At 65.4% G+C, this 18,894-nt stretch carries 20 protein-coding genes; 12 read left to right on the top strand and 8 right to left on the bottom strand.

The window, feature by feature from the left end:
• Positions 1 to 66 precede the first annotated feature (66 nt).
• Both flgM and flgA read right to left on the bottom strand, forming a co-directional pair.
• Positions 67 to 420 (bottom strand): flagellar biosynthesis anti-sigma factor FlgM, encoded by a 354-nt coding sequence (gene flgM / locus ACZ9H4_RS22460; protein WP_476120935.1) that lies wholly within the window; start codon positions 418 to 420, stop codon positions 67 to 69.
• 162 nt (positions 421 to 582) lie between these two features.
• Complete coding sequence (gene flgA, locus ACZ9H4_RS22455; protein ID WP_476120933.1) at positions 583 to 2,100, bottom strand: flagellar basal body P-ring formation chaperone FlgA; 1,518 nt, start codon at positions 2,098 to 2,100, stop codon at positions 583 to 585.
• 217 nt (positions 2,101 to 2,317) lie between these two features.
• Here flgA and flgB point away from each other — a divergent pair, with 217 nt between their 5' ends.
• The 12 genes from flgB (at position 2,318) to flgL (ending at position 14,817) form a co-directional block, all read left to right on the top strand.
• Positions 2,318 to 2,815: a flagellar basal body rod protein FlgB gene (flgB, locus tag ACZ9H4_RS22450; RefSeq protein WP_121316004.1), complete on the top strand. Its 498-nt coding sequence runs from the start codon at positions 2,318 to 2,320 to the stop codon at positions 2,813 to 2,815.
• 106 nt (positions 2,816 to 2,921) lie between these two features.
• Positions 2,922 to 3,347, top strand: a complete 426-nt coding sequence (gene flgC, locus ACZ9H4_RS22445; protein ID WP_042327114.1) for a flagellar basal body rod protein FlgC — start codon at positions 2,922 to 2,924, stop codon at positions 3,345 to 3,347.
• A gap of 10 nt (positions 3,348 to 3,357) precedes the next feature.
• Entirely contained in the window at positions 3,358 to 4,071 is a 714-nt protein-coding gene (locus tag ACZ9H4_RS22440) for a flagellar hook assembly protein FlgD (protein WP_408140190.1), read from the top strand.
• Between the two features lie 43 nt (positions 4,072 to 4,114).
• A complete protein-coding gene (locus ACZ9H4_RS22435) occupies positions 4,115 to 5,647 on the top strand; it encodes a flagellar hook protein FlgE (protein WP_408323231.1) in 1,533 nt (510 codons plus the stop codon).
• 17 nt (positions 5,648 to 5,664) lie between these two features.
• Positions 5,665 to 6,423: a flagellar basal-body rod protein FlgF gene (flgF, locus tag ACZ9H4_RS22430; RefSeq protein ID WP_408140193.1), complete on the top strand. Its 759-nt coding sequence runs from the start codon at positions 5,665 to 5,667 to the stop codon at positions 6,421 to 6,423.
• 85 nt (positions 6,424 to 6,508) lie between these two features.
• On the top strand, positions 6,509 to 7,297 hold the full coding sequence (gene flgG, locus ACZ9H4_RS22425; RefSeq protein WP_121316000.1) for a flagellar basal-body rod protein FlgG: 789 nt from the start codon (positions 6,509 to 6,511) through the stop codon (positions 7,295 to 7,297).
• A gap of 29 nt (positions 7,298 to 7,326) precedes the next feature.
• Complete coding sequence (gene flgH, locus ACZ9H4_RS22420; protein ID WP_168662493.1) at positions 7,327 to 8,025, top strand: flagellar basal body L-ring protein FlgH; 699 nt, start codon at positions 7,327 to 7,329, stop codon at positions 8,023 to 8,025.
• 2 nt (positions 8,026 to 8,027) lie between these two features.
• Positions 8,028 to 9,248 carry a flagellar basal body P-ring protein FlgI gene (locus ACZ9H4_RS22415; protein WP_408140196.1) on the top strand — a complete coding sequence of 407 codons (1,221 nt, stop codon included), beginning with the start codon at positions 8,028 to 8,030 and terminating at the stop codon, positions 9,246 to 9,248.
• Between the two features lie 12 nt (positions 9,249 to 9,260).
• The gene (gene flgJ / locus ACZ9H4_RS22410) at positions 9,261 to 10,250 is read left to right on the top strand and encodes a flagellar assembly peptidoglycan hydrolase FlgJ (protein WP_476120929.1); all 990 of its coding nucleotides are present in this window, start codon (positions 9,261 to 9,263) and stop codon (positions 10,248 to 10,250) included.
• 269 nt (positions 10,251 to 10,519) lie between these two features.
• Entirely contained in the window at positions 10,520 to 11,293 is a 774-nt protein-coding gene (locus tag ACZ9H4_RS22405; protein ID WP_408140200.1) for a flagellar brake protein, read from the top strand.
• Positions 11,294 to 11,566: 273 nt separating this feature from the next.
• The gene (flgK, locus tag ACZ9H4_RS22400) at positions 11,567 to 13,570 is read left to right on the top strand and encodes a flagellar hook-associated protein FlgK (RefSeq protein ID WP_476120926.1); all 2,004 of its coding nucleotides are present in this window, start codon (positions 11,567 to 11,569) and stop codon (positions 13,568 to 13,570) included.
• 11 nt (positions 13,571 to 13,581) lie between these two features.
• Complete coding sequence (flgL, locus tag ACZ9H4_RS22395; protein ID WP_476120924.1) at positions 13,582 to 14,817, top strand: flagellar hook-associated protein FlgL; 1,236 nt, start codon at positions 13,582 to 13,584, stop codon at positions 14,815 to 14,817.
• 93 nt (positions 14,818 to 14,910) lie between these two features.
• Here the strand turns inward: flgL and fliR are convergent, their stop codons facing one another.
• The 6 genes from fliR to fliM are packed head-to-tail and all read right to left on the bottom strand — an operon-like array spanning position 14,911 to position 18,894.
• Positions 14,911 to 15,693, bottom strand: coding sequence for a flagellar biosynthetic protein FliR (gene fliR, locus ACZ9H4_RS22390; protein ID WP_408140206.1), 783 nt, complete (start codon positions 15,691 to 15,693; stop codon positions 14,911 to 14,913).
• Positions 15,694 to 15,718: 25 nt separating this feature from the next.
• A complete protein-coding gene (gene fliQ, locus ACZ9H4_RS22385) occupies positions 15,719 to 15,988 on the bottom strand; it encodes a flagellar biosynthesis protein FliQ (protein ID WP_121315992.1) in 270 nt (89 codons plus the stop codon).
• A gap of 24 nt (positions 15,989 to 16,012) precedes the next feature.
• The gene (fliP, locus tag ACZ9H4_RS22380) at positions 16,013 to 16,849 is read right to left on the bottom strand and encodes a flagellar type III secretion system pore protein FliP (protein ID WP_408152780.1); all 837 of its coding nucleotides are present in this window, start codon (positions 16,847 to 16,849) and stop codon (positions 16,013 to 16,015) included.
• A gap of 14 nt (positions 16,850 to 16,863) precedes the next feature.
• Positions 16,864 to 17,442, bottom strand: a complete 579-nt coding sequence (gene fliO, locus ACZ9H4_RS22375) for a flagellar biosynthetic protein FliO (RefSeq protein WP_408323235.1) — start codon at positions 17,440 to 17,442, stop codon at positions 16,864 to 16,866.
• Positions 17,439 to 17,903 carry a flagellar motor switch protein FliN gene (gene fliN / locus ACZ9H4_RS22370; protein ID WP_408140217.1) on the bottom strand — a complete coding sequence of 155 codons (465 nt, stop codon included), beginning with the start codon at positions 17,901 to 17,903 and terminating at the stop codon, positions 17,439 to 17,441. The genes fliO and fliN overlap by 4 nt, the downstream gene beginning before the upstream one ends.
• On the bottom strand, positions 17,896 to 18,894 hold the full coding sequence (fliM, locus tag ACZ9H4_RS22365) for a flagellar motor switch protein FliM (protein WP_408140219.1): 999 nt from the start codon (positions 18,892 to 18,894) through the stop codon (positions 17,896 to 17,898). The genes fliN and fliM overlap by 8 nt, the downstream gene beginning before the upstream one ends.

The raw sequence follows: 18,894 nt of genomic DNA, 5'->3' as shown, positions 1-18,894 counted from the left end.
GCGCATGATTCACGAGCCGGGTTGGTCGAACGCCGCCCGGCATTTCACCGCACTTCGCTGTGCCGCTCAATGGCCGGTCGACGAGGTCTTGTTCTGCAACAGGTCGCGCGCCGTCTGCAGCACGCCGTCGGCGATCTTGCCGGAATCGATCTGCAGCGTGCCGTCCTTGATAGCCTGCTTGATCGACTCGACGTGCGCCGTGTCGATGTCGGCCGAGCCGGACGCCGCGAGGCTGCGCAGATGCTGCGACAGACCCGACAGGCTGACGCTCGCGTCGCCCGAACCGCTGGCCGTCGCGGCCGTGGTCGTGCTCGCGGTCTGCGCGGTGCCGGCCGCAGAGGCTGCATCGCTCTGTTGCGAGCGGGACAGGGCGTCTTTCAACGTCGGCAGATTCGAATTGGTTGTGGAATCGACTTTCACGATTGGCTTCCTGAACGATTTGATCCTGATAACGGCAACCGCTGATCAAAACTTTAGCGCAATCGCTCCACGTCGGACGTTGCTTTTCCACGCGATCCGTCCCTTTCGATACCGCCGCCGCCGAGGCCGGTCCCGGCGTGTGGCGCAGGGCGGTCCGCCCGTTCACAGTTGAATCTCCACGGTCGCGCCATCCTTGACGATGCCCGAGATGACCTGCCCGTTCGCGGTTTTCACCCGCACCTGCTGGCCCGGCGACGCGTTGTTCATCGCGCTGCCTTCGGCCGAGATCGAGAAGCCGTCGCCGGCAGCCACGACCCGCACCGTCTGGCCGATCGCGACCGCGGACGCGCTCTTGAGCATGTCGCGGCGCAGCGGCATGCCGCCCGCGATCCGCACGAGCGAGACCGAGCCGACCGCCTGCGAGGGATCGGTGACGATCGCTTGCGGCAGACCAGTCAGGTCGCCGTCGCGCGCGACGAGGTCGGCGGCGGTGAGCACTTCGCCCGGCGCCATGGCGCGGGCGGCGAGGTAGTAGGTGGCATGCAGCGAGACGCGCGCCTGCAGGTAGATGGTCCACGGACGCTCGCCCGCGCAGCGCACGCCGACGGTCATGCGGCCCCACAGGCGGGCGCCCGTCGGCATGAACGGCTCGAGCGCGGCGCAGGCGCTCAGGCCGCGCGGAAAGGCCGCCGCGACGGTGATGTCGATCTTGCCGGGCAAGCCCGCCGACTGCTGCTGCAAAAAGGCCAGCGCGGCGGCGTGAATCGCTTCGGCGTCCTGCTGGCCGGGCAGCGTCGCCGGCTGCGCAAGCGCGGCGGCCTGCATATATTTCTGCGCGACGGCCGGCGCGGGTTGGCGCACCGCCGGCGTTCTGGCGATCACGGGGCGGCTCGGCATCGCGGCGGCCGCCGGCGCGAGCGGCTTGCCGTTCGCGCCGAATTGCGGCGGCTCGCCGCGCGATGCGAGGCTGTCGAAACCGCTGCCTTGCGGCGCGCCGGCGTCGACCGGCTGGACGGCGGCCGAGGCCGTCGCGGACGCAGGCGTCACGATGACCGGCATGACCGCGCGCGAAGCCGGCGCGACATTCACGCGCGCCACGTTCGCCGACGCGCCGGCATTGCCCGGCGCGGGAATCGTCACGACGCCGTTGGCGTCCGGTTTGAAGTTGGTGCGGATCATCGCCGGCGCCGCGGCGGGTTCGTTCGCGCCCGGAATGACGATCGCGCCGCTCGTGCCGGCGGCGCGCGTGAACGGATCGGCGTCACGCGGCGCGGGCCCGCGTCCGATCGATTGCGCCGTGGCGGCGGCGAGCGAGGTGGCCGAAGCCGCACGCTGCGACGGCGTGCGCATCTGCTGCGCGATATCGGCGAGCGCGCCGGGATTCTGTTCGGCGGGTCCCGGAATCACGATCGGGCCGCCCGCTTCCTGTGCCTGACTCGTGCCCGGCAGCAGCACGATGCCGCCCGCGACCCACAGCGCCACGCTCACTACCACCCGCGTCAAAACACGCGATGCGGCGCGCATGGCAAGGCGCGGAGCCAGCCGTATGACGCGCGCCGGCCGGCCGGCACGCAGCGAAGCGCCTGCGGCCGCCTCTGCGGATGCACGCGAGGACGCACCCGGGTGATGCGCCGCCGCGCGGCTCGCACGCTGCGTCAGATCGGAAGTGGGCTGGTCCATCGTGGTTCTCCATCGAATGCATCGGTACGCCTTGCATTCTAGTGAGCGCCCCCGTCGCGCAAACGTTGAATAGAAGCCCCCTTTCCCGGTTATTCGTCCGATTGCCGCTTGCGTTCGGCCCATAAGATGCACCTCATGCAAAAAGGCCTTCCCGGTCGATGCGGCCCGCGAGCGGCGCGGCGACGGGAAGCCTCGGGAACCCTCTCGGGAGATTTCTATGCTGGACAAACTCGATGCCGAATTCGCTTTCGGCCGCCAGGCGCTGGATGTGCGCGCTTACCGGCAGGAGCTGCTGTCGTCGAATATCGCCAATGCCGATACGCCGGGCTACCGGGCGCGCGACGTCGATTTCGCGTCGTCGCTGGCCGGCGCGCTGAAGAAGACGGGCGGCACGGCCGCCGGCCAGGGCGCGTCGAACAGCTCGACGCTCGCGATGACGCAGCCGGCCGGTGTGACGAGCGGTATGTCGATGGTGTCGACGGAGCCAGGCCACATGGCCGGCAAGGCGACGCTCACCGCGACCGGCGGCGCGCCCGACGACTACGGCAACCTGCAATACCGGATTCCGACGCAGCCCGCGCTCGACGGCAACACGGTGGATATCGACACCGAGCGGGTCCAGTTCGCCGACAACACGCTGCACTTCGAATCGGGCATGACGGTGTTGTCGAGTCAGATCAAAACAATGCTGGCGGCGATCACGTCGGGTTCATAACAGCACACGCAGCACACGCAGCAACAGACACAGCAGCAAGCACGAACAAATCGCTACGGGACTTAACTTGAGGCCGGCTCGAACCGGCAGGAGAGGTCAGGAAACCATGCCATCCCTGATGAATATTTTTGGTGTTGCCGGCTCCGCGATGTCCGCGCAGTCGCAGCGGCTCAACGTGACGGCGTCGAATCTCGCCAACGCGGACAGTACCACCGGCCCGGACGGCCAGCCGTACAAGGCCAAGCAGGTCGTGTTCGCGGTGAACCCGCTCGGCGGCGCGCGCTCGGGCTCCGGCCAGCAGGTGGGTGGCGTGCAGGTCACCGGCGTGGTCGACGACCCGTCGCCGATGAAGACCGCGTACGAGCCCGGCAATCCGGCGGCCAATGCGGACGGGTACGTCACGCTGCCCAACGTCGACCCGGTGCAGGAAATGGTCAACATGATCTCGGCTTCGCGCTCCTATCAGGCCAACGTCGAAACGCTGAACACGGCCAAAACCCTGATGCTGAAAACGCTCACGATCGGAACCTGAGGAGACCGCCTTGACCACTAGCACCACGATCGGCAGCAACGGCACGACCGTTTCGCAAACGCTGCTCGACACCATGAACGGCACGAACAGCAGCACGAGTTCGACCAGCAGCACGTCCGGCACGTCGGCCACCGATTTGCAGAACACCTTCCTGCAACTGCTCGTCGCGCAGTTGAAGAACCAGGACCCGACCAATCCGATGGACAGCTCGCAGATGACCTCGCAGCTCGCACAGATCAGCACGGTGCAGGGCATCAGTCAGCTGAACACGTCGCTGAGTTCGCTGTCGACGCAGCTCTCGGCGGGCCAGCAATCGCAGGCCGCGCTGCTGATCGGCTCGACCGTGCTCGCGCCGGGCAACTCGATTTCCGTCGCGAGCGGCAAAGCCGGCGCGTTCGGCGTCACGCTCGCGAACGACGTGAGCGATCTGCAGGTCGTCGTGAAGAACTCGGCCGGCACGATCGTCAACACGATCGATCTCGGCAAGCAGTCCGCCGGCACGATTCCGGTCGGCTGGACGCCGACGGACACGGCGGGCAACGCGCTGCCCGACGGCACCTACACGATCACCGCGATGGGCACGATCAACGGACAGCAGGCGACCGCCACCACGCTGACCGGCGCGACGGTGGAAAGCGTCGTCACGCAGAGCTCCGGCACGGCGGGCCTCGTCCTGTCGAACGGGACGACGGTCGGCTTGACCAGCGTCGCCGCGATCCTCTGATTCAGAACAATTCGGTTACGACTTTCCAGATACGGAGAACGTCATGGGTTACCAGCAAGGTTTGAGCGGTTTGTCGGCGTCGTCGAGCGATCTCGACGTGATCGGCAACAACATCGCCAACGCCAACACGGTCGGCTTCAAGAGCGGCACCGCCGAATTCGCCGACATGTACGCCAATTCGATTGCGACCGCGGTGAACCAGCAGATCGGGATCGGCACGAAGCTCGCGGAAGTGCAGCAGCAGTTCTCGCAAGGCACGATCACCTCGACCAATCAGGCGCTGAACGTTGCGATCAACGGCAACGGTTTCTACCAGATGAACAACAACGGCACGCTGACCTATTCGCGTAACGGCGTGTTCCAGCTCGACAAGAACGGCTTTATCACCAACGCGCAAGGCCTGCAATTGATGGGCTACGCCGCGAGCAACGGCGGTGTGATCAACACCGCGCAGACCGTGCCGCTGCAGGTGCCGACCGCGAACATCGCGCCGACGGCGACCACCACGATTGCCGCCGGTCTGAACCTGAACGCGCAGGACGACCTGATGCTGGGCACGCCGGCGGTGACGCCCGGCACGATCGGCGGTACGCAGAGCACGCCCACCGTGGCGATCACCAACGCGGCCTCAGGCACGAACGCCGACGGCTACACGATCACCTTCGACGGCGCGGGTGGGTACACGGTCAAGGACACGACGCTCAACACCACGACGACCGGCACCTACACCGCGGGCACCGCGATCCCGCTCGGCAACGGCCAGACCATAACGTTCGGCTCCGGCACGCCGGCGGCCAACGACAGCTACACGATCGCGCCGACGCCGGTCGCGTTCAACCAGAACAGTTCGTCGACGTACAACTACTCGACCAGCACGACGGTCTACGACACGCTCGGCGGCTCGCAGCAGGTCAACATGTACTTCGCGAAGTCGGCGGCCGGCACGTGGAACGTCTACGCGGGCACCTCGACCGGTACGGCGACGCTGGTCGGCCAGGCGAACTTCAACTCATCGGGCACGCTGCTTGGCACGAGTCAGGCTGTCCTGCCGCTCACGACGCCTCCCACGTTCACCGCGACCTCGACGCCGTACACGTTCAACCTCTCGATCCCGACCACCGACGGTTCGTCGACGCCGCAGAACATCACGCTGAACATCGCGGGCACCACGCAGTACGGCGGCAAGGACGGCGTGAACAGCCTGCAGCCCGACGGCTATGCGGCGGGCCAGTTGACCGGCTTCACGGTGGCCGCAGACGGCACGCTGACCGGCAACTATTCGAACGGCCAGACCTCCGCGCTCGGGCAGATCGTGCTCGCGAACTTCGCGAACCAGAACGGCCTGATCGATCTCGGCAACAACGAGTACGGCGCGACCTCGGCATCGGGCGTCGCCCAGATCTCCACGCCGGGCTCGACCAACCATGGCGTGCTGCAAGGCGGCGCGGTGGAAAACTCGAACGTCGATCTGACGAGCGAACTGGTGAATCTGATCACCGCGCAACGCAACTATCAGGCGAACGCGCAGACGATCAAGACCCAGCAGACCGTCGACCAGACCCTGATCAACCTGTAAGCGACCGGGACCCCATCATGGATCGGCTGATCTACACCGCGATGTCGGGCAGCGCCCAGGCGCTCGAACAGCAGGCGATCGTCGCGAACAACCTCGCGAACGCATCGACCACCGGCTTTCGCGCGCAGTTGGAGACTTTCCGTGCCGTGCCGATGTCGTTCGGCGACGGCAGCTCGATCAACGACAACACCACCCGCACCTTCGTGCTGTCGTCGACGCCGGGCGCCGACTACACGCCAGGGCCGATCCAGCAGACGGGCAATCCGCTCGACGTGGCGATCCAGGGACCGGGCTGGCTGTCGGTGCAGACCGCCGACGGCAACGAGGCTTATACGCGCGCCGGCAATCTGCACGTCGACGAGAACGGGCAACTGGTGAACGCCACCAACCAGGTGGTGCTCGGCAACGGCGGGCCGGTGTCGGTGCCGCCGGGCGCGGAGATCACGATCGGCAAGGACGGCACGGTGTCCGCGTTGACGCCGGGCGATCCGCCGACCGCGGTGGTCACGGTCGATCAGCTGAAGCTGGTGAATCCGGACCCGCAAACCATGACGCGCGGCGACGACGGTCTGTTTCGGACCGCCGACGGCAACCCCGCCGACGCCGATCCGGCCGTCACGCTGGCGCCGGCGTCGCTCGAAGGCAGCAACGTGAATCCGGTCAGCGCGATGGTTGCGATGATCACCAACGCGCGGCAGTTCCAGATGCAGACCAAGCTGCTCGAGAACGCCGACAAGAACGATCAGTCCGCCAACCAGTTGCTCAGCTTCAGCTAACGGATTGCCCAGGCATAGCAACCATGTTGCATGGGACCGGAGTCAGCGCTAACGCGCTAACTCTGGTCGACACAGGAGAACATAAGTGAATCGCTCGCTCTACATCGCCGCTACCGGCATGAATGCGCAACAGGCGCAGATGGACGTGATCTCGAACAACCTCGCGAACGTCAGCACCAACGGCTTCAAAGGCTCGCGCGCGGTGTTCGAGGACCTGCTGTACCAGACCATCCGCCAGCCGGGTGCGAACTCGACGCAGCAAACCGAACTGCCGTCCGGCATCCAGCTCGGCACCGGCGTGCAACAGGTCGCCACCGAGCGTCTGTACACCCAGGGCAACCTGCAGCAGACCGGCAACTCGAAAGACATCGCGATCAACGGCGCAGGCTTTTTCCAGGTGCAGATGCCCGACGGCACCACGGCCTACACCCGCGACGGCTCGTTCCAGACCAACGCGCAGGGACAGCTCGTGACGTCGAGCGGTTATCAGGTGATTCCGGCCATCACGATCCCGACCAACGCGACGTCGCTCACGATCGGCAGCGACGGCGTGGTGTCGATCACCGTCGCCGGTTCGACCAACAGCCAGCAGCTCGGCTCAATGCAGGTCGCCACCTTCATCAACCCGGCTGGCCTCGACGCGAAAGGCGAGAACCTGTTCTCGGAGACGGCTTCGTCGGGTGCGCCGAACATCGCGCAACCGGGCCTGAACGGCGCCGGCACGCTGAATCAGGGCTACGTGGAAGCATCGAACGTCAATGTGGTTCAGGAACTGGTGAACATGATCCAGACTCAGCGCGCTTACGAAATCAACAGCAAGGCCGTGACCACCTCCGACCAGATGCTGCAGACCCTCAGCCAGATGCAGGTTTGAGGGACTGGGAATTAAAGGCGGTAATCCAGATGTCGTACTTCACTCGCATTCCGGTTCATTCGCGCACCGCTCAGGCGCTCGTGCAGCTCACGCTGCTCGCGGCCCTGGGTGGCTGCGGCCTCGTGCCGAAGCAGCCGATCACGCAACAGCCGATGACGGCCCTGCCACCGGCTCCGCCGCCGCCACCGGTGTCGGGCTCGATCTACAACCCGGGCTACGCGGGCCGGCCGCTGTTCGAAGACCAGCGTCCGCGCAATGTCGGCGACATCATCACGATCGTGATTGCCGAAAACATCAACGCGACCAAGTCGTCGGGCGCCAATGCGAACCGCGCCGGCAGCACGAATCTCGCGGTGCCGACCGCGGGCTTTCTGAGCGGCCTGTTCGCCAAGGCCAATCTGAGCGCGAACGGCGGCAACGTGTTTTCGGGCACCGGCGGCGCGAACGCGTCGAATACGTTCAACGGCACGATCACCGTCACGGTGACGGGCGTGCAGGCGAACGGCAACCTGATCGTCAGCGGTGAAAAGCAGATGCTGATCAACCAGGGCAACGAATTCGTGCGCTTTTCCGGCGTGGTGAATCCGAACACGATTTCCAGCCTGAACGCCGTGTACTCCACCCAGGTGGCCGACGCGAAAATCGAGTACTCCGCGAAGGGCTATATCGACGAAGCGCAGAACATGGGCTGGCTGCAGCGCTTCTTCCTCAACGTGTCGCCGTGGTGATCATGCGTACCGTCTCCCTTCGCCGCGCAGCCCGCGCCGTTCTTGCCGCCGCCCGGGCCGCCGTGGGCGTCACCGCCCTGCGCGCCGGCCGTGCGCTCGCGCTCGTCGCGCTCGCCTGCGCGGCGCTGCCGGCCGCCACGCCCGCGCATGCCGAACGCCTGAAAGACCTCGTGCAGATCCAGGGCGTGCGCGACAACCCGCTGATCGGCTACGGCCTCGTGGTCGGCCTCGACGGTACCGGCGACCAGACCACGCAGACGCCGTTCACCACGCAGACGCTCGCCAACATGCTGGCGAACCTCGGCATCTCGATCAACAACCAGGCGGCGGGCTCGAGCAACTCGCAGTCGTCGCTGTCGAACATCCAGTTGAAGAATGTCGCCGCCGTGATGGTGACGGCGGTGCTGCCGCCGTTCGCGCGGCCGGGCGAACAGATCGACGTCACCGTGTCGTCGCTCGGCAATGCGAAAAGCCTGCGTGGCGGCACGCTGCTGCTCACGCCGCTCAAGGGCGCCGACGGCCAGGTGTACGCGCTCGGTCAGGGCAATCTCGCGGTCGGCGGCGCCGGCGCCAGCGCCAACGGCAGCAGGGTGCAGGTCAATACGCTGGCAGCAGGTCGCATCGCTGGCGGCGCGATCGTCGAACGTGCGGTGCCGACTTCGGTGTCGCAAGCGGGCACCATGCAGCTCGACCTGAACGAGATGGACTACGACACCACGCAACGCGTCGTCGCGGCGGTCAACAACGCGTTCGGCGGCGGCACCGCCACCGCGCTCGACGGCCGCACGATCCAGTTGCGCGCGCCGAGCGATCCGGAGCAGCAGGTCGCCTTCATGGCGCAATTGCAGAACCTCGACGTGAGGCCCGCGCAAGCCGCCGCGAAGGTGATCCTGAACGCGCGCACCGGCTCGATCGTGATGAACCAGATGGTCACGCTGCAGAACTGCGCGGTCGCGCACGGTAACCTGTCGGTGGTGATCAACACGCAGCCGGTGGTGAGCCAGCCGGGCGCGTTCTCGAACGGCCGCACCGTGGTCGCGCAGCAGTCGCAGATCCAGATGAAGCAGGACAACGGTGCGCTGAAGCTGGTGAGCGCCGGCGCGAATCTCGCCGATGTGGTGAAGGCGCTCAACGCACTCGGTGCGACGCCCGCGGATCTGATGTCGATCCTGCAGGCCATGAAGGCGGCGGGCGCGTTGCGCGCCGACCTGGAAATCATCTAAGGAAGACGCCAGATGAATTCGGATACGACCAATACCGCAAACGACCTGACCAGCCGGTTCGCACTCGACGTGCAGGGCTTCGCGAGTCTGAGCGCGCAAGCCAAGGCCTCGCCGCAAGCCGGCATGAAGATGGCCGCGCAGCAGTTCGACGCTGTGTTCACGCAGATGATGCTCAAGAGCATGCGCGATGCGACGCCGCAAGACGGCCCGTTCGATTCGCACGACAGCGCGACCTTCACGTCGATGATGGATCAGCAGATGTCGCAGCAGTTGTCGAAAAAGGGCATTGGCGTGGCCGACGCGATGCTCAAGCAGCTGATGCGCAACCAGGGCATGCAGACGGGCGGTGGCGCGGGTGGCGCGGGCGGCTTCGCCGGCATGGCCAACGCGTTGGGCAGCAGCAGCGGCGGCGATGAAGGTCAGACCGCCGCGCTCAACGCGCTCGCGAAGGCCTACGGCAACGCGCAGGCCAACGGTCAGCTGGCGATGGGCAAGGGCTACTCGGCCAATAGCGCATTGACGCCGCCGTTGCGCGGCGACGGCAGTTCGCCGAAGGTCGACGCGTTCGTCGACAAGCTCGCGGCGCCGGCCCAGGCCGCGAGCGCCGCGACCGGCATTCCGGCGCGCTTCATCATCGGCCAGGCCGCGCTCGAATCGGGCTGGGGCAAGAGCGAGATCAGGAAGACAGACGGTTCGACCAGCCACAACGTGTTCGGCATCAAGGCGAGCAAGGACTGGACCGGCAAGACCGTCTCGACTGTCACGACCGAATATGTGAACGGCAAGCCGCAGCGCACCGTCGAGAAATTCCGCGCGTACGACTCGTATCAGGAAGCGATGACCGATTACGCGAACCTGCTCAAGGGCAATCCGCGTTACGCGCAGGTGATCAATTCGTCGCGCGACGTGAACGGCTTTGCCAACGGCATGCAGCGCGCGGGTTACGCGACCGACCCGCATTACGCCAAAAAACTGATGTCGATCATGCAGAAGATGGGCTGATCTGCCGTCAATGCAGTCACGCAGTCATGCAGCGCCATGCCGGCCGGTCCACCCGCGAGAGGTCCTTGCGTTTTAACGTTTGCGGCAAATATTTCATTAAAGCCCCTAAATTTTGGCTGGATGCTGCCGCTAATCAGTTAAGACCCGATACCGGAAAAGCATCATAACGTCCGGTTGAATGCGTGCGTCGCGGCTTCGATTGGGGCCGCGCGAAAGCTCCGGCAGGAGCCCTGGCACGCGCCCGCAAGAACATGCATACCGGCAAGCCCATGGATATGAACCAGTCGAATGGCCAGACCGACACGCACGGCCAGCCGCACGCCCCGCAAGACGATAGCGCGCCGAATTTCGGCCGCCGCAATCCGCTGGAGATCGGCGTTCAGTTGCGCAATCTCGTCAATCGCCGCGATTTCCTCACCGTCGAATATGCGGGCGGCCAGCTCGTGACGCGCCTGCTCGACGTCGACGTGCGCGAACGCACCTTCACCTTCGATTGGGGCGCGTTGTCCAATCAGAACGCGGGCCTGCTGGCCGCGCCGCGCTGCAAATTCCACGCGGCGCCGGACGGCGTGCGCGTCGAGTTCGCGACCGCGACGCCGCGCGAGACCCGCTTCGAAGGACTGCCCGCGTTCGAGGCCGACTTCCCCGAAGTGCTGTATTACGTGCAACGCCGCGAGTATTTCCGCGTCGATGCGCCGATCCTCGATCCGTACATGTGCAGCGGCCGTCTGCCCGCGGGCGACACGTTCCGCTTCGAAGTGCACGACCTGTCGCTTGGCGGCGTCGGCATGCGCACCACGGACGAACGCGTCGCCGAATTGCCGATGGGCACGCGCCTGGAAGATTGCGAACTGTCGCTCGGCGCGCTCGGCCGGCTGTCGCTCGATCTGCAACTGGTGTCGCACCGCTCCACGGCGCTGCCGAACGGCACGCAGCGGTATCAACTCGGTTTCCGTTTTCTGACGCTGCCGGGCAGCGCCGAAAACACACTGCAACGTCTGATCACGCAGCTTGAAATGAAGCGCCGTTCGCTGGTGCGTTGAGCGAATGCGGGGCGGGCAGGCGTTGATCCGGGCCTCGCTCGCTCGCCGCGTGAGAAGCAGGGCCGGGCAGTTCGTCTGAAAGAGCGCAGCGCAAAGCACGCAAAGAGGCGCGCGAGAAGTCGCACCACCGGTGCGCCCGGCGCGCCTCGCAAACGTTGCAACAAAGTCGCGCAGACATCGCAATGGCCCTCAATTTTTCTCACGGTGGGCCGTTAAACAGACTGTTCAAGTAACGTGGCGGCATGTCTGCGGTGTCGCCCTTCAGGATGACGCATGTCCAGCAATCTCTTAACCATCGGCCTCAGCGGACTCAATGCAGCCCAATGGGGTTTGACGACGACCGGCGAGAACATCAGCAACGCGTCGACGCCCGGCTATTCGATCGAGACGCCGGTCTATGCAGAGACCGGCGGCAGCTATACCGGTTCGGGCTATCTGCCGTCGGGTGTGTCGACGACCACCGTGCAGCGCCAGTACAGCCAGTACCTCGCGACCCAGCTGAACAATGCGCAATCGTCGAGCAGCGCGCTGTCCGCCTATAACACGATGATCACGCAGCTGAACAACCTGGTCGGCAGTCCGACCGGGGGGATCGCGAGCGCCATCACCGGTTACTTCACGGGCTTGCAGAACGTCGCCAACGGCGCGTCCAGCATCTCGACGCGCCAGACCGCGATGAGCGATGCGCAGACGCTCGCGAACCAGATCAACGCCGCCGGCGAGCAGTACGACCAGTTGCGCTCGAGCGTCAACACGCAGCTGAGCAACGCGGTCACGCAGATCAACAGCTATACGCAGCAGATCGCCCAGTTGAACACGCAGATCACCGCGGCGAGCAGTCAGGGCCAGCCGCCGAACCAGTTGCTCGACCAGCGCGATCTGGCCGTATCGAACCTGTCGCAACTGATCGGCGTGTCGGTCGTGCAGAACAACGGCGGCTATAGCGTGTTCATGTCCAACGGACAGCCGCTCGTGTCCGCCGACAACAGCTTCAACCTCGGCACGGCGACGTCCGCCAGCGACCCGAGCGAACTGTCGGTCCAGTATCTCGGCCAGGCCGGCGCGAAGCCGGCGCCGACGCCGCAGACGTTGTCCGACACCAATGTGTCCGGCGGCACGCTCGGCGGCCTGCTGCAGTTCCGTTCGCAGACGCTCGACCCGGCCGAAGCACAACTCGGCGCCATCGCCACCAGTTTCGCCGCGCAGGTGAACGCGCAGAACGAGCTGGGCATCACGCTGAACGGCACCGCGGGCGGCGCGCTGTTCACGGTTGGCTCGCCCACCGTGATTGCGAATGCGCAGAACACCGGCAATGCGTCGCTGAGCGTCTCGTTTGCCGACGCGACGCAACCGACCACCGGCGACTACACGCTGTCGTACAACGGCACCGCCTACACGCTGACCGACAATTCGACCGGCAGCATCGTGGGGTCGGCGGCGAACCTCACCAATCCGATCGGCGGCCTGCAATTCTCGGCTGCCGCCGGCACGATGAACGCGGGCGACTCCTTTTCGGTTCAACCGACGCGCGGCGCGCTGAGCGGCTTCGCGCTGACGACCACGTCGGCGTCGGCGATCGCGGCCGCGGCGCCGGTGCTGGCTTCGGCTTCCGCATCGAATACCGGCAGCGCGGCGATCACGCAGGGCACCGTGACGGCAGGCTATAGCGCACCGACCACGGCGTCGACGATCACCTATACCGCCGGTACCGGCCTGACCGGTTTCCCGGTGGGTTCGGTGGTGACGGTGGCTGGGCCGCCGTCGTCTTCGATCACGATCAGCTCGGCCACGACCGCCGTGCCGTACTCGCCGAGTTCGGGTGCGACGCTGACGATCACCAACCCGTCCAACCTGACCAACGCGGCCAGCCCCGGCATCATGAACGGGGTGACGGTCACGCTCAGCGGCACACCCTCGGACGGCGACTCGTTTTCGATCGGTCCCAATACTGGCGCGACCAACGACGGGCGCAACGCGCAACTGCTGTCGAACCTGACCACCGCGCAGGTGATGTCGGGCGGCACGTCCACGTTGACGAGCGCGTATGCGAGCTACGTGAACCAGATCGGCAATCAGGCGAGCCAGGTGCAGACTTCGAGCACCGCGCAGGCCTCGCTCGTCACGCAGATCACCGCCGCGCAGCAGTCCGTGTCCGGCGTCAATATCAATGAGGAAGCAGCCAACCTGCTTCAGTATCAGCAGCTCTATCAGGCCAACAGCAAGGTCATCCAGACCGCGCAGACCCTGTTCCAGACGTTGCTCGGCATCTTCTCGTAAGGCGTTGAACCATGCGTATCTCCAGCTCGCAATACTTCAGCATGAACGTCGAGACAATGAGCAACCAGCAGGCTCAGTTGTCCCAGATCTACCAGGAAATCTCGAGCGGCATCAGTCTGAGCACCGCCGCCGACAATCCGCTCGGCGCGGCCCAGGCGGTGCAGCTGAGTTCGACGGCGACGGCGCTGTCGCAATACTCCACCAATCAGAACGCCGCGCTGTCGTCGCTGCAGGCCGAGGATTCGACGCTCAGCGGCGTGCTCAGCACGCTGCAAAGCGTGAACACCCTCGCTCTCAGGGCGGGCGACGGCGGTTTGAACGACGCCAATCGCAGCGCCATCGCGGCTCAGCTGACGACCCTGCGCGACCAGTTGCTGACCTACGCCAATGCGACCGACGGGGCGGGCAATTCGCTGTTCTCCGGGTTTCAGAACTCCACCAAGGCGTTCACGACCGATGCAAGCGGCGCCGTCGTTTATGCGGGCGACACCGGCACGCGCACCGTGCAGGTCACCGACAGCAACCAGGTGGCAACGGGCGACAACGGCCTTGCAGTCTTCATGAGCGTTGGCGCGAGCAATGCGCAGCCGATCGCGGCCGGCAGTTCGGCCAACACCGGCACGGGCGTGATCGGTTCGGTGACGGTCAACGATCCGACCAACACCGCGAATGCGGACTCGTACCAGATTGTGTTTAGCGGCAGCGGCTCGTCGCTGACCTACGCGATCAACGACACGTCGAAGACCCCGCCGGTTGCGGTGGGCACGCCGCAACCATACACCGAAGGCGCCGACATCTCGATCGGCGGGCAGACGGTCGCGATCACCGGCACGCCGGCCGCGAACGACACCTTCACGGTCAAGCCGGCCAATCAGGCGGGCACCGATGTGTTCGCGAACCTGAACGCGATGATCAGCGCGCTGCAACAGCCGGTGACGGGTAACGCGGCGGCGACGGCCAACCTGCAGAACGTGATGAACACCGGACTGAGCCAGTTGCGCAACACGCTGAACAACGTGACCACGGTGCAGGCATCGGTCGGCGGCCGCGAGCAGGAAGTGCAGGCGCTGCAAGCCGTGACGCAGACCAACTCGCTGCAAACGCAGAGCAGCCTGAACGACCTGACCTCGACCGACATGGTCTCGACGATCAGCAAGTACACCATGCAGCAGGCGGCGTTGCAGGCTTCGCAGCAAGCGTTCGTGCAGATCCAGAACATGTCGCTGTTCCAGTACATCAACAACTGATGCACGAAGGCGGCAGAAAGCAAAATAACCGGCGCGAGCCGGCTTTCTTCTATGCCGTGAGTTCCGGCGCGAAGGGTCTGCCGAGCCGCGGCGTTATCGCAAGCCCGCCGCGACGCGCCCCATCTCGTCGATGCCGCCGTCGAACAGCCGCACGAAGAATGGGATCATGTTCGGCAGCATCAGTTGCACCAGCAGCAGACCGACCAGCATCGTGAGCGGAAAGCCGATCTGGAACACGCCGATCTGAGGCGCGGCGCGATTGAGAATGCCGAGCGCGAGGTTGGCGATCAGCAGCGCCACCACCACCGGCAGCGACAGCAGCAGGCCCGCCGCGAAAATCGAGCCGCCCCAGTTGGCGAGCGTCTGCCAGCCGTGCGGCGCGAGCAGATTCGCCGACACCGGCACCGACTGAAACGTCGTCACCAGCGCGGCCAGCATCTGCAAATGACCGTCGACGGAGAGAAACACCAGCATTGCGATCGTCGTCATGTAGCGCGAGATCACCACGCCCGAACCGGTCGCCTGCGCGTCGAAGAAGGTCGCGAAGCCGAGGCCCATGCCGAGGCCGATGAAGTAGCCGGTTGCGTCGATCGCCTGGAAGACGATCTGCATCGTCACGCCGAGCGCGATGCCGATCAGGAACTGATTGACGAGCACCCACACGCCGGCAGCGGAGAATACCGTGACTTGCGGCATCGCACCGATGGTCGGCGCGACGATGATCGTGGTGAAGGCGGCGAGGCCGATCTTCACACGGGCGGGCATCGACGCATTGCTGAACACCGGCGCGGTGGCGATCAGCGCGGCGATCCGCGCGAACGGCCACAGGAACGCGGTCAGCCAGCCGTTCAGTTGAGCGTAAGTGACCGTGAACATGGCGAGGGGAGTGGCGGTGCGCCGCTCAGTTGACGAGCGTCGGAATGCTGGTGAGCGTGTGACGCAGATAGTCGAGCATCGTCGTCAGCATCCACGGGCCCGCGATCACCATCGTGACGGCGATCGCGAGCAGTTTGGGAATGAACGAGAGCGTCGACTCGTTGATCTGCGTGGCCGCCTGGAACAGACTCACCACGAGGCCGACGACCAGCGCGACCAACAGGAGCGGGGCGGCTAACAGCAGGCCGACATACATTGCCTGGTGGGCCAGCGTCATGACTGCTTCAGGTGTCATGGTGAGTGCGCCAAAAAATGCGGGTTAAACGAAACTCTGTGCGAGCGAGCCGAGCAGCAACTGCCAGCCGTCGACCAGTACGAACAGCATCAGCTTGAACGGCAGCGAGATGGTGGCGGGCGACACCATCATCATCCCCATCGACATCAGCACGCTCGCCACCACCATGTCGATGATGAGGAACGGGATGAAAATCGTGAAGCCGATCGTGAAGCCGGTCTTCAGTTCGCTGGTCACGAACGAGGGCACGAGGAGCGACAGCGGCACGTCTTCCGGACCCTGCATCGGCGCCGCGTGCGAGATGCGCGCGAACAGCGCGAGATCGCTCTCGCGGGTCTGGCGCAGCATGAACGTCTTGAACGGCGCGACGCCGCGCGACACCGCCTGGTCCATCGAGATCGTGCCGTCGGAAAACGGCTTGTAGCCTTCGTTATAGGCCTTGTCGAGCACCGGCGACATCACGAACAGCGTGAGAAACAGCGCGAGACCGACCAGCACCTGATTCGGCGGCGTGGTGGTCGTGCCGAGCGCCTGGCGCAGCAGCGACAACACGATGATGATGCGCGTGAAGCTCGTCATCATCAACACCATCGCCGGGAGGAACGACAGCATCGTGAGCAGCAGCATCGTCTGCACGCTCAGCGAGTAGGTGGTGCCGCCGTTCGGGCCGGGGCTCGTGTTGAACGCCGGCAGGCCGGCGGTTTGCGCGAACGACAGCGTCGGCAGCGCGAGCATCAGCGCGGGCACGACGAGGGGCAGCGCGAGCGGCGCGACACGGCGCAATACTTTGAGCGCGGCTTGCGCGGCGCCGTGAGCCGGGGCGGGGCGCGCGTCACGCAGCGACGAAACGCTGACTTGCATGGAACTGAACTGCATTACCGATCCCCGCCGCCGTGCGCGTTGAAACGTTTGCCTACTTCACCCTTCAAAGCGTCGCGAAAGCGTTGAGCGAAGGTGCCCGGCAGCGGTGCGCGAGCAGCGCCGCTTTGCGGGGCCGGGACGGCGACGCTATCGGGCGTGGCGGAGCCCGCGGGCATCGTATGCAGGAGACGCACGTTGCCGGGCGCCGCGCCGAGCACGAGCCACGTGTCGCCGATCTCGACGACTGCGACGCGTTCCTTGCCGCCGAGCGACGCACCGCCGACGGTCTTCACGAGCCCGCCGCGCTGACCCGGCTGCAGGCCGAAGCGGCGCGCGAGCCACGCGCAGCCGAACACCAGACCGATCACGACCAGCAGGCCGACGACCGTTTGCAATACCGCGCCGACGCCGAGCGCCGGAACGGACGAGCCGGCGCCGACACCCGAGGCGATGCTCGCGGCGTTGTTGACCGCGTTCATGTCGGCGGCGTGCGCCGACAGGGGCACGGCGAGCGCCGCCGTGGCGACCACGCCGGCGCGAAGCAGGGCTTCGCGCGAAGCGTTGAGCACGGCGCGAGCGGTCAAGCGTTTCATCGATTCAACTTCCGGATGCGTTCGGACGGCGTGATGATGTCGGTCAAACGGATGCCGAACTTGTCGTTCACGACCACCACTTCGCCCTGGGCGATCAGGCAGCCGTTGACCAGCACGTCCATCGGTTCGCCGGCGAGGCCGTCCAGTTCCACCACCGAGCCCTGCGCGAGTTGCAGCAGGTTGCGGATCGCGATCTTGGTGCGGCCGAGCTCGACGGTCATCTGGACCGGAATGTCCAGGATCATGTCGATGTCGTTGCGCGTCGAGGTCGGCTCGACTTTCGACAGCGGCTGGAACACGCCGGCCGTCGTCGCGCTGACTTCGGCGTTGTCGTTCTGCTCGGCCAGCGCGCTGGCCCAGTCGGCCATCGCGTCTTCGTCCTCGGCGCTCGCCGCGCCGGCGGCCAGTTGCGGCTCACCGGCGGCCAGTTCGGCCTCGGGCTTTGCGTTCAGGTCACTCATATCCACCTTCCTTCATCGTGTCGGCTGCGCTGATCATTTTCTGGACCCGCAACGCGTACTGACCATTGAAAATTCCGTAGCCGCATTCCATTACCGGCACGCCGTCGACTTTCGCCGTGATGCGCTCGGGGATGTTGATCGGCAGAACATCGCCTTTGCGCATGTTCAGGATCTGTTCGAACGTGACCGGCACCTGCGCGAGGTCGGCGGTCAGTTCCACTTCCGCCGCCTGCACCTGCTGCGATAGCACCCGCACCCAGCGGCGGTCGATGTCCACCGCCTCGCCCTGGATCGGCGAAGAGAGGATGTCGCGGATCGGCTCGATCATCGAGTACGGCATGCAGATGTGCAGCGTGCCGCCCGTCGTGCCGAACTCGATCGAGAACTGCGTGACGATCACGATTTCATTCGGCGTCGCGACGTTGGCGAACTGCGTGTGCATTTCCGAGCGCACGTATTCGAACTGCAACGGCCGCACGCTTTTCCACGACGCCGCGTAGTGCTCGAACGTCAGATTGAGCAGCTTCATGATGATGCGCTGCTCGGTCTGCGTGAAGTCGCGCCCTTCGACGCGCGTATGGAAGCGTCCATCGCCGCCGAACAGGTTGTCGACCACGAAGAACACGAGGTTCGGGTCGAACACGAACAGCGACGTGCCGCGCAACGGCTTCACGTGGACCAGGTTCAGGTTGGTCGGGATCGGCAGGTTGCGGGTGAATTCGCTGTACTTCTGCACCTTCACCGGACCGACGGAGATTTCCGCCGAGCGCCGCATGAAGTTGAAAATGCCGACGCGCAACAGACGCGCGAAACGGTCGTTGATGATTTCGAGGCCGGGCATCCGGCCGCGAACGATGCGTTCCTGCGTCGCGATGTTGTACGGGCGTACGCCCGTGCGGTCGCTTTGCTCGGCTTCCGAGTCGGACTCGCCGGTAACGCCCTTGAGGAGGGCATCGACCTCCTCCTGGGACATGAACTCTTCGTGGCCCAT

This window comes from Paraburkholderia sp. TE9906, from assembly GCF_056279605.1.
This window is presented reverse-complemented; position numbering and strand designations above follow the sequence as displayed.